General features: G+C 57.6%; 15 protein-coding genes. All 15 read left to right on the plus strand.

What is annotated here, in order from left to right:
• Window positions 1–8 precede the first annotated feature (8 nt).
• The 15 genes from RDL66_RS05700 (at window position 9) to RDL66_RS05770 (ending at window position 14,919) form a co-directional block, all read left to right on the plus strand.
• The gene (locus RDL66_RS05700) at window positions 9–776 is read left to right on the plus strand and encodes a flagellar hook capping FlgD N-terminal domain-containing protein (RefSeq protein WP_308535810.1); all 768 of its coding nucleotides are present in this window, start codon (window positions 9–11) and stop codon (window positions 774–776) included.
• A gap of 17 nt (window positions 777–793) precedes the next feature.
• On the plus strand, window positions 794–2,242 hold the full coding sequence (locus tag RDL66_RS05705) for a flagellar hook protein FlgE (RefSeq protein WP_308535811.1): 1,449 nt from the start codon (window positions 794–796) through the stop codon (window positions 2,240–2,242).
• Window positions 2,243–2,367: 125 nt separating this feature from the next.
• Window positions 2,368–2,640, plus strand: coding sequence for a flagellar FlbD family protein (locus RDL66_RS05710; protein WP_308535812.1), 273 nt, complete (start codon window positions 2,368–2,370; stop codon window positions 2,638–2,640).
• Window positions 2,641–2,642: 2 nt separating this feature from the next.
• The gene (locus RDL66_RS05715; RefSeq protein ID WP_308535813.1) at window positions 2,643–3,422 is read left to right on the plus strand and encodes a MotA/TolQ/ExbB proton channel family protein; all 780 of its coding nucleotides are present in this window, start codon (window positions 2,643–2,645) and stop codon (window positions 3,420–3,422) included.
• Between the two features lie 58 nt (window positions 3,423–3,480).
• Window positions 3,481–4,404, plus strand: coding sequence for a flagellar motor protein MotB (locus RDL66_RS05720; protein ID WP_308535814.1), 924 nt, complete (start codon window positions 3,481–3,483; stop codon window positions 4,402–4,404).
• A gap of 201 nt (window positions 4,405–4,605) precedes the next feature.
• Window positions 4,606–5,196, plus strand: a complete 591-nt coding sequence (locus RDL66_RS05725; RefSeq protein WP_308535815.1) for a flagellar basal body-associated FliL family protein — start codon at window positions 4,606–4,608, stop codon at window positions 5,194–5,196.
• A gap of 105 nt (window positions 5,197–5,301) precedes the next feature.
• Window positions 5,302–6,222, plus strand: coding sequence for a flagellar motor switch protein FliM (locus tag RDL66_RS05730; RefSeq protein ID WP_308535816.1), 921 nt, complete (start codon window positions 5,302–5,304; stop codon window positions 6,220–6,222).
• Window positions 6,219–6,968, plus strand: coding sequence for a flagellar motor switch protein FliN (gene fliN / locus RDL66_RS05735; protein WP_299294710.1), 750 nt, complete (start codon window positions 6,219–6,221; stop codon window positions 6,966–6,968). Before RDL66_RS05730 ends, fliN begins: the two co-directional genes overlap by 4 nt.
• 31 nt (window positions 6,969–6,999) lie before the next feature.
• Window positions 7,000–7,971: a flagellar biosynthetic protein FliO gene (locus RDL66_RS05740; RefSeq protein WP_308535817.1), complete on the plus strand. Its 972-nt coding sequence runs from the start codon at window positions 7,000–7,002 to the stop codon at window positions 7,969–7,971.
• A complete protein-coding gene (gene fliP / locus RDL66_RS05745; protein WP_308535818.1) occupies window positions 7,964–9,214 on the plus strand; it encodes a flagellar type III secretion system pore protein FliP in 1,251 nt (416 codons plus the stop codon). Before RDL66_RS05740 ends, fliP begins: the two co-directional genes overlap by 8 nt.
• Window positions 9,211–9,483: a flagellar biosynthetic protein FliQ gene (locus RDL66_RS05750; protein ID WP_296182551.1), complete on the plus strand. Its 273-nt coding sequence runs from the start codon at window positions 9,211–9,213 to the stop codon at window positions 9,481–9,483. Before fliP ends, RDL66_RS05750 begins: the two co-directional genes overlap by 4 nt.
• Before the next feature lie 14 nt (window positions 9,484–9,497).
• Window positions 9,498–10,244 carry a flagellar biosynthetic protein FliR gene (locus tag RDL66_RS05755; RefSeq protein WP_308535819.1) on the plus strand — a complete coding sequence of 249 codons (747 nt, stop codon included), beginning with the start codon at window positions 9,498–9,500 and terminating at the stop codon, window positions 10,242–10,244.
• Window positions 10,241–11,344 (plus strand): EscU/YscU/HrcU family type III secretion system export apparatus switch protein, encoded by a 1,104-nt coding sequence (locus RDL66_RS05760; protein WP_308535820.1) that lies wholly within the window; start codon window positions 10,241–10,243, stop codon window positions 11,342–11,344. The genes RDL66_RS05755 and RDL66_RS05760 overlap by 4 nt, the downstream gene beginning before the upstream one ends.
• Before the next feature lie 115 nt (window positions 11,345–11,459).
• Window positions 11,460–13,553, plus strand: coding sequence for a flagellar biosynthesis protein FlhA (flhA, locus tag RDL66_RS05765; RefSeq protein WP_308535821.1), 2,094 nt, complete (start codon window positions 11,460–11,462; stop codon window positions 13,551–13,553).
• Window positions 13,528–14,919, plus strand: coding sequence for a hypothetical protein (locus tag RDL66_RS05770; protein ID WP_308535822.1), 1,392 nt, complete (start codon window positions 13,528–13,530; stop codon window positions 14,917–14,919). Before flhA ends, RDL66_RS05770 begins: the two co-directional genes overlap by 26 nt.
• Window positions 14,920–15,282: the final 363 nt, after the last annotated feature.

The raw sequence follows: 15,282 nt of genomic DNA on the forward strand, positions 1-15,282 counted from the left end.
AGAAGATAATGCCAGTTGATGCAGTAAGCGCCGGCGCCAATCCGATTGTGGATAACTACACAATCGGGGCGAACGCCAAGGCAAAAGAGGAAGCAAAAACCCTCGCCACCACCAAGGAAATGACTGAGGCCGAAAAAGAAGCCCTGTTCCTTAAGAAAATGAACCAGGGACAGAAAACTGACAAAGCGGCTGAAACGAAGGAAAACCCCGGCAAGCTGGGCAAGGACGACTTCATGAAGCTGTTGTTGGCGACGTTGAAGTACCAGGACCCGACCGAGCCGATGGATACCGCGAAGCTGCTGGAACAGACCTCGACCATGACGAACATGGAACAGATGATTCAGATGACCGAGGCCTCCAAGAAGTCTTTTGAGGCTCAGCAGCGCGCCCAAGGCACGACCATGGTCGGCAAGACCGCCGTGTATGACGCGGTTGATGCCGAAGGTAACGCCGTGACCACCGCCGGCAAGATTGAAGCTGTTGAGTTCCTCGCGGACGGCAAGGTGCTGGCCCACATCGGCAATCAAAAGGTGGAGATGACCGACATCCTCGGTATCGCCGACCCGACTGACGATACGCCTTTGGATAAGGCCATCAAGGATGCCGTCAAAGAAGGCCAAAAGACAGGCACGGCCACCGAACCCAAGAATGCACCGGCAGCTTCGGGAACTGCCGCTGCCGCTGAAACCACCCCGAGCCAGACGGGAGCCACTCCCGCCTCGGCTACACAGACCACCAATCAAGATAACAACACTCCAGCCCCCGCGGCTTCATAGAGCAAAGGAAAGAGAAAATGTTACGTTCACTGTTTACCGGAATCTCGGGCTTGAGTGTCCACCAGACCATGCTCGATGTTACTTCTAACAATATTGCTAACGTCAACACCACCGGGTTTAAGAGCGCGTCCACTCGTTTCGAGGATACGTTCAGCCAGCTGGTGCGTTCCGGGGCGGCCCCCCGACTGAATGAGCGCGGCGGTATGAACCCCTCGCAGGTCGGTCTGGGCGTGAAGCTCCAGTCCATTACCCAAAACTTCACCGGCGGCGCGGCTCAGATGACGGGTCGTAACCTGGACACCATGATTAATGGCGACGGGTTCTATGTCCTGAAGAAGAGCAACGGCACCAGCGTGTACACCCGCAACGGCTCTTTCGGTTTGGATGCTCAAGGTCAACTGGTGGCGGCAGACGGCTCGTTCGTGCAGGGCTGGATGGCCGATGAAAAGGGCAAGGTCGAATCTGCGGGGGCCACAAAGAACATTACGCTACCGCTGACTTCCACCTTCAAAGCCAACCCCACCAAGAAAATCACTTACACGGGCAACCTGCCGGCCGACCAAGTCAAGAATGAAGCGGGTGATGCATTTATCAAAACCGAAATTGTGCGGGTTTTTGACGATAAAGGCAATCCTCATAACGTCCTGTTAAAGTTTAGCCGTCCTGATCACGCGGCGCCGGGAGTGGCTCCCAAATGGAAACTCACGGCTTACGATGCGGATGCCTACAAGGCTCTTGACGGTAAACCGGCCGAACAAGAAAAACCCCTAGCCGAAACTGACGGAGGCGCACGTATCGACCTTACAGGTACTAAGCAGAAATATATTGATGCCGCAGGTGAAGAGCAAGAAGCCGATGCTACTGACAAAATAACTGATGGTTCCTTGACAATTGATTTCAAGTCGGACGGTACTTTGGATGAAGCGTCAAAAGCCGCTCTGAAAGGGTTGCAGTTCCAGATTCAACAGGTGAACGTAGACCCCAACACGAAAAAGGTTAAGGCTGAAACGGGAGTTGCTAAGGATAAAACTACTCTTGATCTCTCTGCACTTACAGGTTACGCCGGGGTCAACAGTGCAGCTCACGACACTATTGACGGTAACGCCGCCGGAACCATGACCGGATTTTCCATCGAAGCGGACGGGACCATTCGTGGCACGTTCTCGAATGGGGATACCCGAGCTCTAGCGAAGGTCGCTGTGGCTTCGTTCTCCAACCCGCTGGGCTTGGAAAAGGCCGGTAGCTCGTACTTCGTGGAATCCGGTAACTCCGGGCAGCCCCAGATTGGAGAAGCCGGCAGCGGTACGCGCGGCTCCATGACGGGCGGCGCTATCGAAATGTCGAACGTCGACCTAGCCGCCGAGTTCACGAACCTGATTTTGTCCCAGCGCGGTTTCCAGGCGAACAGCCGTGTCATCACCACCTCGGACGAGATCCTGCAGGAGCTTGTGAACATGAAGCGCTAAACCAGGGGTAAACCGGGACTGAACACGGGGTGAAAAATCCCGAAAAGATCCTTGGAAAATCCCTAAAAGCCTTTCAATTTCAGAAAAAGCACCGAAGTTAAGGAAAGCCGCGCAGAGGAGGAGCCATGATTGCGTTGACACGCTTGGGCGGGTCGGACTTTGTCCTGAACCCCGACCTGATTGAGCGCGTCGAGTCTACGCCTGACACGATTATCGTCATGGTGGACGCTACTCGCTACGTGGTTTCCCAAACCGTGACCGAAGTCATCGAACTGATTCGTGAGGACCGCGCCCGCCTGCTGGCTCGGGTGGAGGAACTTATCCAAGAAGATTCCCGGGCTTCGGCTCCCGCGGCGAGGCTGACCGTGGTGAACATACAGAAAGATTCGGAGGACTGAGTATGGATCCCGCATCAATCGTTGGCATAGTTGGCGCACTGGCGGCCGTAGTAGCCATGCTGTACATGGAGGGTGCCGAGATTTCAAATATCTTACTGCCTCCTCCGATGATTCTGGTGTTCGGCGGAACCATCCTGGCAACGATGGCGTCTTTCACTATGAGAGACTTCCTCTATGCGTTTGGCCAGGTCCCAAAGGCATTTACGGCGAAGGTTCCCGATGCTACCGACGCGATTGACACGATTGTGTCGCTGTCTGAAAAGGCCCGCCGCGAAGGTCTGTTGGCTTTGGAAGACGCCGCGAAAGGCATTGAAGATCAGTTCATGCGTGAGGGTCTCATGGCTGCCATCGACGGCATGGACCCTGAAGACTTGCGGTCCATGCTGTCTGACAAGATTGAGGCCCGCAAGCAGTCAGACAAATCCGCTTATGGATTCTTTAAACAGGCCGGCGGTTATGCCCCGACTATCGGCATTATCGGTACCGTGATTTCTTTGGTTCACGTGTTGACGCAGTTGTCCGAGCCCGAGACTTTGGGCCCGCTGATTGCTTCGGCTTTCGTGGCTACCCTGTGGGGTCTGATGAGCGCGAACATGATTTGGTTGCCCATTTCCTCCCGTATGGAGAGGATTTCTGTGCTGGAGCTGGCGCGGATGGAAATCGTCACGGAAGGGCTCATCAGTCTGCAGTCCGGGGCGAACCCGCGTCAGGTTGGCGAACGTCTGCGCTCGCTAATTCCGCCGAACCAGTTAAAGACCGAAAAGGGCGAGAAAGCCGCCTAACCCCAACTTGTGACCAGATAACCGATTTCCCGTAAAACACTGAGAGGAGGCACCTACCGTGGCTAAGCGTAAGCATGAATGTCCGGAACCTGACAACACCGAGCGTTGGGCAGTGTCCTATCTGGACATGATTACCGTCATGATGTGCCTGTTCCTGGTGTTGTACGCGATTTCTCAAGTTGATCAGGGCAAGTTGGCCAAGCTGCGCACGTCTTTGGCGGCTGGTTTTAACTCCACCATTCAGGTCACCACTCCGCTCAAAACTGATGGGGGGTTGGGGATTTTGGCCGGTTCCACCTCGGCGGTGCAACTGGGGACCATGATGGGGAACCTGAACCAAAATCCTGAATCGCAGCCCGAACGTATCCAGGCCATGAAGGAAGCCAGTCACCTGAACTCCATTAAGAACCAGGTTGAGGAACAATTAAAGGCGGCCGGCAAGGAAGGCTCCCTGGCGATGCGGATTACCGACAAGGGTCTGGTGTTGGGCATGGTTGCTAACGACACCTATTTCAAAACCGGTGACGCGACTGTCCAGCCTACCGCGCGGGAAGTGCTGAGAACGATTACTCCGACTCTGATGTCTTTGGAAGAGGGCATCGCCATCGAAGGCTATGCCGACCCGCAGCCAATTTTCAGCGCGAAATTCCCCTCGAACTATCACCTGGCTTCAGCTCGTGCGATTGAGGTGCTGATTGCTCTCAAGGACGACGGGGTGCCCGGGGCGAAACTGCGTTCCATTTCTTATGGAGCCGATCACCAGACTGAGGCTACGCCCGGTCAGGATGCTTGGGCTTTCAACAGACGTGTGGATATTGTGATTATGTCAACCGCTAAGGATTCTGTCCGCGCCTTACTACCCGATGCGGCTAAACAACTGGCGGGCGGGCCACAAGGGAATATCTCTCCAGAAGCTCCGGCGATTGCCCCATCTGTGGCGCCGGCACCCCCGGAAGGCGCCCAGGGCGGCAGTGCGGGCTAGACTCGGTGAGCTGGTCGAGCGGTGGCGTTGGAAAAGCTGGATTTTTGAGGTCAAGCCGCCCCGAGAGCAGGACTTTATAGGTAACGTAGGAGAAGGATAATACGAATCGTCCCGGTGCAGGTGATTTGAAAGTCTCTGACGCGGTCCGATTCTAAATACAGATTGGAACCGGCCACAATGGTCGGACCTTAGGGAGGAAATATGCCAGTCGGAGTTGGAGCGAAACCAGCGGGAGGCACCGCAGCGAAACCGGCCCCGGTGGCCGCTAAACCGGCTGCGCCCCCGACCGCGCCTCCAGCAGGTGCGGAACCGGGAAAGAAGGGCGGCGGCAAGAAAAAGATTCTGATTATCGTCCTGATTGTGGTGATTTTGGCCGTTCTAGCGGTGGGTGTGTTCCTGGTGCTGAAACTGCTCGGTGTCCTCGGAGGAGGCGGCAAGGATGCCCCGAAACCTACAGAGACCAAGAAAACTTTGGTGATGGGCGAGCTGTCGGTGTCGACCGGGGAGCCGCTGAGCATCAACTTGGACGATGGCTATATGTCGTTTGCGGCCACGATTTATTTTGATGAAGAGGTCAAGCCGGAGGGAGAGGGCAGCTCGGATATCGATCCATCCCCCGCTCGTGACGCCGCGTTACGGCTGTTCAAGGGCATGAAAAAGGCCGATTTGGACAAGCCCGGCGCGATGCAGGAGCTGCAAAAGAAATACACCGCGGAGCTGAATAAGAGCCCAATCCCGCCCTACGACGGACACGTGGTAACGGTTCAGTTCACCACGTTTGCTTATCAGTAAAGCCCGGCGATTGCTCGGCGAAGCTTCTGGAAACAAAGGCGATTCTTACTAACAACGCAGGAAAACCCCAAAATCAAACGGTTGACCTAGATAAAATGGGAAACGATGGCAAAGACAAGTATCGTTCAGACCGACGTGGATGCGAGAGTTTACGACTTTAGTAAACCGATGAAGCTTCCGCGCGAATACGCGCGCATTATGGAGATGGCTTTGGAAGCATTCACCCGGCATTGGGTCAATCAGCTGATAGGCCGCCTGCACGTGGTGATAACCGGTGATGTCGGGGATCTTTCGATGCGGTCTTATGACGATTACATCCAGACCCTACCGACCCAGACCCTGATGGTGATTATTGATTTCCAAGGGGGACGCAACAAAGGAATCCTGCAATTCCCCCGCCAAACCGCCCTAGCTTGGGTCGATCACCTGCTGGGAGGAACCGGAGACGTGGAATCCACCCCCGACCGGGAACTGACCGAGGTGGAGGTTTCGGTCCTGATTGACTTCCTCAAGCGGGTGCTTTCCGACCTCGATACGGCGTTTCAATCGATGCTGCCGTTGGGCAGCCAGTTCCGTACCATCGAATACGCTCCCCAGTTCGTGCAGGTCGTTGACGGATCCACCCCGGTGCTGTTTGCTCCGATTACTTTGACCGCCGGGGAGCATCAGGACAATTGCTCCATCATGATGCCGGTGTCGATGATTACGGACGCGATCCATCAGGGCGATGTGCATGACACTCGTACCGAGCAGCAAAAGGCGGAGGCGGCCGCGGTCCGTCAACATTTGGTGGATACTTTAGAAGACGTGCCGATTGGGGTGTCGGTACGTTTCACCCCGCGAAAGGTCAATCCGCGCGAACTCGATGGTTTGGCTATCGGCGATACCCTGCCCTTGATACACCCGACTTCCCGTCCGCTAGATATGGTGGTTGGGGATTTGATTCTGGCGGAAACGGCTGCAGGAACTTCCGGGTCGCGTCTAGCGGCGATGGTGGTTTCGGTTAACAAAGGAGAAAAGAAATGAGCGTGACCCCGAACCAGGTACTGGATGCTGCCCAGGCGGTTATCCCCCTGTTACCCTCGACAACTGAGCTATCGGCTTCTTCGTGGGAGCCGGGCGACCCGATGCCGAGCGCTGATTCTCCAGCGGTAGTTACGACTCTCTCAGCCGAGGAATCCCTGCAGGTGTGTTTGGTGGCGTCCTCGATTATCGCGGAAGCTTTAGAGGGCGCAGAAGGAATGACCCAAACTCAGGCTTTGCTGCCGGCTTTGGAGGCGGCGGCTTCCTCCCTGGGGACCGGAGTCATGGAGAACACCACCGAGGGAACGGTGGACGACCTGCTGGACAGCGAGGACTGGACCAAGGTCACCTTGGAGGCTGACGGCACGGTACAGGGCTGGTTGGCGGTGCGTCCGGCTCCGGTTCAGGAAACCGCTGACGAGGATGAAACCCAGGCCGCCCCGGAGGGTCCAATTACCCAGGCCACCGCCACTCCTGAGCAGCGCGCCGAGTCGATGAAACTGCTCTATGACGTTGAGATGACCTTGACGGCGGAAATCGGGCGAACGAAACTGGCGGTGCACGATGTGCTGGATTTGTCCCCCGGCTCTGTTATCGAGTTGGATCGTTCCGCCGGTTCAGCCGCTGACGTGATGGTGAATGGCCGCTTGATTGCTCGCGGTGAGATTGTCGTGGTTGACGAAGAATACGGTATCCGTATTACGGAGATTGTGTCTCTGGCCGACCAACAGAATCAGAGCCAGTCCTAGTGGGTTGAATTAGTCGGAAAAGGGGTGTGCGGTGAGCTTGCTGGGCGTTTTACAGACCGGTGCGGCGTGGGCAACGTTCGGTTACGTTCGCCTCAATAGTCTTGCCGCTGCTCTGAGCGCTTCTGGAACCTCAGACCCGGCCACTCCCAGCCCGACCGGTAATACGAAACTGGTCGGCCCCACTCCGGACTCCGCCTCGAGTGCCCCGGCGGGGAGCCCCACGCCGAGTTCCCCCGCCGCCGATGTGTCCACCCCGGCCGCGCCGTTTAGTGGTCAGCCCGCCGAGAACCCCATGATGGTTTTCCTGCGGTTCATCGTGGGAATCGTGGTCGTTTTCCTGCTGATGTGGCTGCTGTGGCGTTGGTTTAAGCGCACCAACCTCGGTGATTACGAGGGTCCGGGCTTGCGTTTGGTGTCTCGTCTGCAGCTGTCTCGAGTTTCCCAAGTCGCTCTCATCGAGATTGGCGGGCGGATGTTCCTGGTGGGTGCGGGAGATTCCGCCGTCACTCCTATCGCTGAGATTTATGACACCGAAGAAATGTCCGCGGAGTTGAGCGCTGCCGCCGAGGCGTTTCAAGAGCGTGCCAATCAGCCGGTGACAAAGCCTTTTGGTGAGTTGTTGGCTCGTGCTACGAAGCGTGTCGAGAGAGGTTCACGCCCTGCGCCGGAGTCGGCGAGTCCCGCTGCCGGGGGTCGTCCCGCAGCGCAGAGCAAACCCGCGGTGCAGAGCCGGCCTGCCACGCCCACCCGGCCTGCTCCTTCACCGACCAAAGCCAAGCCAAAATCCCAGGTCACTGAGGAACAGATGGATGCTCTCGCGGCTCAGATTGCCGCCGAGTTCGGGGCGAAGGGGCCGCGGAAACCGGCTGCGAAAGCTCCGGCAGCCCCCGCAAAATCGACCCAGTCCGGGTCTGGAGAAAGCGCAAAAACTAGCGCCGCACCGCAACCCTCCGCCGCTGGAAACTCGAAGCCTGCAGCTCAGGCGGTGAATCCGCATGAATGACGTGCTACTGGCTCAACACGCCGCTTCGGTGGCGGACTTTCAAGCCTATGCGCGCACGCGCCAGGCGCGGCAAGCGCGGCGTCAAGCCGCTTTCCGGCAGGCAGTTCGTGAGCAGTATCGCACCAGCGCCGCTCACTGGGAACGCTTGGGTATCACGTTCACCCTGCCCCCCGATTTTACTGTGGACACCCTCGTTCCTGGGCGTGGACCTTTCGATGTCGCCAGCCTCGAGCGGGAAAACCGCGCCCGTAGCTCTCGTTTCGGATTTGGCCTGAAACACCGGGAGCTGAGCCCGGAACAGCGCGTGGCTCGTCTGCGTCTGCAGCTGGCTTGGTTCCTGGCTGTCATCGCGGTGTTTGCCATTAATTTTTCCATGCCCCATGCTTCCGCCGAGCCCGCGGCGCTGACCGTTTCGACCGCGTCCCCCGCGAGCCCAGTGGCAGCCCCCGCATTCAGTCAACCAGGACAACCCGCCCTTGTGAATTCTACTGGATTCCAACCGGGACAAACCGACCCGATACCGAATCCGGGAGACATCATCGGCCCTAGTGACCCTAACGCGCCGATTAATCCAGAAAAGCCCGGGATTCAACTTAATGTCAATGGCTGGGATAAAGCGCCCTCCACCGCCGTCATGGTGTTCCTGCTGATTACCGTGCTTTCGATAGCGCCGTCACTGCTGCTGATGATGACGTCCTTCACTAAGATTTTCATCGTTTTGGCGATGGCGCGAAACGCGATGGGGCTGAACCAGATTCCGCCGACTCAGGTCATTTCCGGATTGGCGATATTCCTGTCCCTGTTCATCATGAGCCCCACCATCACGTCTATCTGGCAAGACGCGGTGCAGCCTTACATGGACGGCAAGATTCAAGTGCAGGACATGTTCAAACTTGCGGAAAAACCGGTGCGCGAGTTCATGGGACCGCTGACCCGCGAGGAGGACATCGCCCTGATGACTCGCGCTGCGGACCGTCCCAACCCGCCCAGCCTGGAAGAAACCCCTTTCACCACCCTGGTGCCGGCGTTTATGATTTCCGAAGTTCGTTCCGCTTTCATCATCGGGTTCGTGGTGTTTATCCCCTTCCTGGTCATTGACCTGGTCGTGGGCGCCGCCCTCATGAGTATGGGTATGATGATGCTTCCTCCGGTGATGGTTTCCATGCCCTTCAAGGTTCTATTGTTTGTCATGGTTGACGGATGGGGCTTGTTGACCAAGACCTTGATAGGAACGTACCGATGAACTCCTCCGCTGTTTTGGACCTCGCGTTGACCGCCATGCTGATGGGGGCCAAGCTGGCGGCACCCATTTTGATTACCTCCCTGGTCGTGGGCTTTCTGATTTCACTGTTCCAGTCCATCACCCAAATCCAAGAAGTTACGCTGACTTTCGTGCCAAAGACAGTCGCCGTGGGGATTGCCCTGTACATCACGGGCTACTGGATGCTGCAAACCCTGGTCACCACCACCGAGGACATGATGGCGCGGATTCCAGCCCTGCTGAATTCTTAAGGCGGGGTGGGGCTATGACCATCAATCTCGCTTTATTTACGGCTTTTGCCCTCGCTACCGTGCGTGCCACCGTTTTTCTAGCTTTCTGTCCACCTTTCAATAATCGCGCCATTTCCGGGCGTATCAAAGCGATGTTGGGAGCGGCTTTGGGGTTCGCCTGCATGGGTCGGGTGGGACCGATAGCACAATCGGACGTGTTCCTCTTTGAGCTGCTGATTCAAGCCCTCATTGGATTTTCTATGGCGGTGATGGTGCGCATCATCATCGCGGCGCTCCAGATGGCCGGTTCGTTAATCGACTTTGAAGGCGGTTTTGCGATGGCGCAGGCCTTCGACCCGCTGACCATGACGAACCAAGCGACTTTTGGGCGGGTTTACGAGCTGTCGGCGATGGCGATGCTCTTCGCCACGAACGGCTACCAGCTGCTGATAATGGGCCTGGCACGTTCCTTTAACGCCATGCCGGTGGGGGCGGTTTTTGACATGGCCAACTATGCTGACCGCCTGGTTTTTCGTTTCGGTGAGCTGATGGTGGCGTCCATAGAGATTGCCGGCCCGCTGTTGCTGGTACTGTTCCTCACCGATATGGGGCTGGGTCTGCTGACCAAGGTGGCACCGGCCATGAACGCCTTTACGTTGGGCTTCCCGCTGAAGATTATGATGACCGCGTTTACTGCTCCTCTGATTATGGTGGTCATTCCCCAGGTCGTGGACAAACTGTTGGATAAGGTCATGGTGAGTTTCCAGGGGGTGTTCCAGTGAGCGATTCCGGCGAAAAGACTGAGAAGGCCACCCCGCGGCATCTGAAAAAAGTTCGTGAGGAAGGCGGCCTGCAAAAATCCCAGGACCTGACCGGGTGGATTTCCCTGGCGGCCGGGGCAGCCCTGCTCCCGTCCATGATTTATACAGCTTTCCAAAACGCTCGCCACCAGGCAATTAATGCGGTTACGCTGTCAAAAATCCCCAGCCAGCCCGAACTAATCGGTTACCTAGGCAGTTCGCTGGGGACGATTTTGTGGACGCTGCTGCCATTCATGCTGGCCATTTTGCTCATCGCGGTGATGGTGAACATTATCCAAGGCAAAGGTGTGTTCCCCTCCGCCAAACACTTGAAACCCAAACTTCAGAACCTGAATGTGGTCAAGGGCATTAAGAAAGTGGTTGGCATCCAACCGCTGTGGAATGGTTTGAAGGCTCTGTTAAAGACCATTGCCGTGGGCATTGTGCTGTACGTGGTCATTTCTGGGGTCACCGAAGTGATGGGCGCGGCCGGGCACATTTCGCTGTGGGATTTGATTGCCTATGGTCAAGGCAAGATGTGGCTATTAATCTGGGCTTCGGTTATTGCCGGTATCGTGGTTTCCGTCCTGGACGCGCTGTTTATCTTTAAAAAGAACCAGAAACAAACCAAGATGTCCAAGCAGGAAATCAAGGAGGAATACAAACAGGACGAAGGCGACCCGATGATTAAGTCGCAGCGCCGCTCTCGTGCCATCGCCATGAGCCGCAACCGGATGATTGCCGACGCCGCGAACGCTGACGTAGTGGTGGTGAACCCGACCCACTACGCGGTCGCCCTGAAGTACGAAGCAGGTCAAGGCGCCCCGAAAGTCCTGGCGAAAGGGGTGGATCATGTGGCTTCGCGAATTCGTGAAGTCGCCCAGGATTCAAAGATTCCCCAGGTAGAGGACGTTTCGCTGGCGCGTACTTTGTATTCCACGGTCGAGGTCGGTGCGGCGATTCCCGAGGAGTTGTACACCGCGGTCGCCCAGGTCCTCGCGTTCGTGTTGATTTTGAAGAAGCGCGGGACCCGCGGTGGGGTTCACAAGATGCCGTCTTACCTGTTCGAGAAAGAATCCTGACGACGTGTTGTGGCCCCAAAAAACTTCGAAAAGCTAATGTAAAAGACCCGTTTGCCGATGGGCTGACGGTAGGATGAAGCAGGAATGGAGTCCATGGCCGTGAGGAGACCGGCACGTGAAGGGCAAATTTGATGCCGCCGCAATATCGAAGCTGATAGTCCCCGTGGGGATTGTCGGCATCGTCATGTTGCTCGTTTTCCCGCTGCAGCCGTGGATGATGGACGTTTTCCTCACCATGTCCATCATGCTGTCCATGATTTCCCTGCTCACCACCATGTTCGTTTCCAAGCCGTTGAACTTTTCGGTGTTCCCCACCCTGGTTTTGGTATTGACTCTGTTCCGGCTGAGTTTGAATATCGCCTCGACCCGACTGATTTTGACGCCCGGCTCCGGGGGCGGCTCCGCGAAAGCCGGCAAAGTCATCGAGGCGTTCGGCACTTTCGTGGTAGGCGGCAACTTCGTCGTCGGTATGGTGGTGTTCGTAATCCTGGTCATCATCAACTTCGTGGTCATTACCAACGGCGCGGGACGTGTGGCGGAAGTCGGGGCGCGTTTCACGTTGGATGCTATGCCCGGTAAACAGATGGCTATTGATGCCGACTTGAACTCCGGGCTCATCGATGAAGAAACCGCTCGTGCCAGGCGCGCCGAAATCGCCTCCGAGGCTGACTTTTACGGCGCTATGGACGGTGGTTCCAAGTTCGTCAAAGGCGACGCTATCGCCGGTATCGTTATCACCATCGTCAACCTCATCGCCGGCTTCATCATCGGCATGGTCGTGGAGGGTATGCCGGTTACCGACTCAATCTCGACATATTCCCAGCTGACGGTCGGTGACGGTCTGGTCTCCCAGATTCCGTCCCTGCTGATGAGCTTGGCCACCGGCGTGATTGTCACCCGTTCTAAGGATTCTCCCGAGGGCGGTATTGGTGGGGACTTCTCTCGCCAGCTGACTCAGTCTTTTGCCGCGCTGTTCATCGCCGGGGTGGCCTGCGTCTTTATGGGGATTATTCCGGCCATGCCGAAGGCCCCGTTCTTTATTATCGGCGCCATGCTGCTGTACGCCGGGTGGCGCTCCATGGCGAAACTCAAGCAAGTCGAGGCTGAGGAAGAAGTCGTAGTCGAGGACGATGACTCCAAACCCGCAGGCGAAACCCCTGAACAGCTCATCGAACAGATGCGAGTCCCCGCGCTTGAAATCCTCCTGGCTCCTGACCTCATCGACCTGGTGGGCACGAACACCGACACCGACCTGCTGGCGCGAGTGCGCGGCCTGCGCCGCAAAGTGGCGCTCGAATCGGGTTTTGTCCTGCCGCCGGTGCGTACCCGCGATTCCGTGGATCTGCCAGTGTCCACCTACGTCATCCGGATGTCTGGGGTGGAAGTCGGCCGCGGCATCGCCCCGCCCGGCAAGGTTTTGGCCTTGGGCGATATGCTGGACGACCTGCCTGGGGAAATCACGAACGAGCCCGTGTTCGGCTTGACCGGTAAATGGATTCCCGTGGAGCTGCGCTACAACGCCGAACTGGGCGGAGCGACCGTAGTGGATCGTGTTTCCGTGCTGATTACCCACCTGGGGGCGTTGGTCAGCGAAAACGCGGCGCGGCTCCTGTCTCGTGAGGATGTGCGGATCCTGGTCGACGGGGTGCGCCAGACGAACCCGAGCGCGGTAGAGGAACTGATCCCGGCGATGCTGTCTTTGGGTGAAGTCCAAGTGGTGCTGCAAGGCTTGCTGGAAGAACAGGTTCCCATCTTGGACCTGCCGCGGATTTTTGAGGCGCTTTCCGTGAAAGGCAAGCAAACCACCGAACCTGAGCAGCTCATCGAGGCGGCACGCGCCGAGCTGGGACCCTCGATTGTGGCAAAGTACGTGATGGACGGGGTGCTGCGGGTGATTACTTTGGACCCGATTTTTGAACAGTCCCTGCTAGAGAGCGTGCGTCCCGGCGATGAAGGTTCGCAACTGGCTTTGGATCCGGACCGAATGGAGACGTTCCTGAACCAGACTCGCGAAGTGACTGAGCAGGCGGAGCAAACCGGATTTTCCGTTGTTTTAGTTTGCGCGCCTGTCTTACGCCCAGCGCTGAGAAAACTTGTTAACCTGGGTATAGCGCGCTTGCCGGTGCTCTCGTACACCGAAGTATCGGGCGCGAAAGTGATGATCGAGACGATGGGAACGATAAGTGGCAGCCACGCGATATCTGGTTGAAGGCGATCGCCTTGACGTCCTCATCGGCCAAGTAAAACGTATGGGTCGACGAGTCACCGTGCTCAAAGCCGAAAAAGTCCGCAAGGGCGGCCTGGCCGGGATGTTCGCCAAGGAACACTATGAAGTCTTGGTGGAAGTCGAGGGGGTCGGCGAGCCTCCTGAGAGCTTCCGCAACGCTACCGGCGCCGCTCCTGCCAGACCCAAGTCCACCCACAAGACCCTCTCGGAGCAAGCTGACGATGCCGGCTTAGGACGGAAAAAGCAGGCTCCCCCCGGCGCTCGTGAATCCGGCGCTTCTGCCGAGCCGCCTGCCCGTAAAGACAATGCCCGAGATGATGGCGGCACTTCCTCCGCTAAGAAAGACCCCGGTCTGGAACACCTGCTTGACGAGGCCCGCTCGCAGCTCAGCTCCAATACCGATGCCGCCCAAGCCCAGCTGGAAGCCCAAATGGCTCAGATGGGAATCGGGGACGCCGCTTCGCTGATTAGCGAATCGCATCCTGAGCCCAGTGCCCCGGCTCCCACGGCGGGTGAAATCGCTGGGTTGGCCGGCGCGACGGGGGCTGTTTCTCGGCCGTCTGGCGGGGCTTTTGATGCGCGTCTGCAAGGGGCGGCGGCGCCTGGCGCGAGTGCCGGTCGTGTCATTACCCCCGCTCCGCGCGTTACTGCCGGTCCGAAACTGCCGGCGGCGGCGCTGAGCGAACTGGGATTTCCCGCGGAATTGTTTGCCGGAGTGCCGGGGGGCGAAAACCTGGCCGAATCTGTCGCCAACGGTACCGTAGACACCAACGAGATGGCGCTGGATGATGTGCTGAGGGCTTTACCCGAGCCGGTGCCTCTGCTGGAAAAGCCCGGTTCCACGATTGTGGTGGTCGGTTCCTCGCCGATTTCCCTGTCGATTGTGGAAACTGCGCAGCGTCTGGCGGGTCGGCTGGGCGAGGATGCCTACTGCGTGCTGGGCGGACCAAAGACCACCCTTCCCGGCGAGGCTTTGCGGGCTCGCTCCGGAGAAGAACTGAAGTCCCTGATAGAGGCCCATCCAGGGCAAACCTGCGTGCTGGCTCTGGTGGATTCGCTCATTGAAGCCCACCGGCGCACCATGGCGAAACTCATCTCGGTTATCTATGTCGATCAAACCTGGGCGGTAGTCGATGCGCGCAGCCCGGCGGACAAAATCGAGAGCTGGATTCGCGGCTTGCCCGACGCGATACGTCCCGATGCCCTGGCGGTTCAGCGCATTTGGGAATCTGAGCATCCCGGAGCCCTGTTTGAAGTGGGCATTCCCATCGGTATGTTGGATGGGGTTCCCGCCCGCGGGGAAGCCTGGAAGATGCTGCTGGAAGACATTTTCGCCGGCGTCCACTGATTTTCCTGCCTGAAATCCGGATTGCACTGTCTCAATTTGGCATAGTTGCCGATAATCCCCTCGCCTGGTGAACAGGCTGCAGCCTTTATTGGTTTGGAGGAGGAATCTCCGTATCTGGGTACGTTCAAATAGGTTTTATTGTGTTTCACAAGGGCGTTGCGGCGAGTGTGCCCTAATTCGCAGGGCTGCTGTGTTGCGGGCGCGGTTTTTTTGGGTTTGGTTGTTGATTTTGGTGCGGGGTGTTCGCTCGGGGGCGCTCGCGAGAGGCGGAAGGGGGAGTACCCCCTCGCGTTTTGCGCGACTATTGCCGCAAAACGCTCACCCCCAGCCTCTCGCTGAGTCGCCCCCAACGCTCCCCGCCCC

It is taken from the genome of uncultured Mobiluncus sp. (genome assembly GCF_902488535.1).
In the GTDB taxonomy this organism is placed as follows: domain Bacteria; phylum Actinomycetota; class Actinomycetes; order Actinomycetales; family Actinomycetaceae; genus Mobiluncus.

Coding starts and splice junctions, on each gene's coding strand:
- RDL66_RS05700 (WP_308535810.1), top strand. CDS start 9: ATGCCAGTTGATGCAGTAAGCGCCGGCGCCAATCCGATTGTGGATAAC.
- RDL66_RS05705 (WP_308535811.1), top strand. CDS start 794: ATGTTACGTTCACTGTTTACCGGAATCTCGGGCTTGAGTGTCCACCAG.
- RDL66_RS05710 (WP_308535812.1), top strand. CDS start 2,368: ATGATTGCGTTGACACGCTTGGGCGGGTCGGACTTTGTCCTGAACCCC.
- RDL66_RS05715 (WP_308535813.1), top strand. CDS start 2,643: ATGGATCCCGCATCAATCGTTGGCATAGTTGGCGCACTGGCGGCCGTA.
- RDL66_RS05725 (WP_308535815.1), top strand. CDS start 4,606: ATGCCAGTCGGAGTTGGAGCGAAACCAGCGGGAGGCACCGCAGCGAAA.
- RDL66_RS05730 (WP_308535816.1), top strand. CDS start 5,302: ATGGCAAAGACAAGTATCGTTCAGACCGACGTGGATGCGAGAGTTTAC.
- fliN (WP_299294710.1), top strand. CDS start 6,219: ATGAGCGTGACCCCGAACCAGGTACTGGATGCTGCCCAGGCGGTTATC.
- fliP (WP_308535818.1), top strand. CDS start 7,964: ATGAATGACGTGCTACTGGCTCAACACGCCGCTTCGGTGGCGGACTTT.
- RDL66_RS05750 (WP_296182551.1), top strand. CDS start 9,211: ATGAACTCCTCCGCTGTTTTGGACCTCGCGTTGACCGCCATGCTGATG.
- RDL66_RS05755 (WP_308535819.1), top strand. CDS start 9,498: ATGACCATCAATCTCGCTTTATTTACGGCTTTTGCCCTCGCTACCGTG.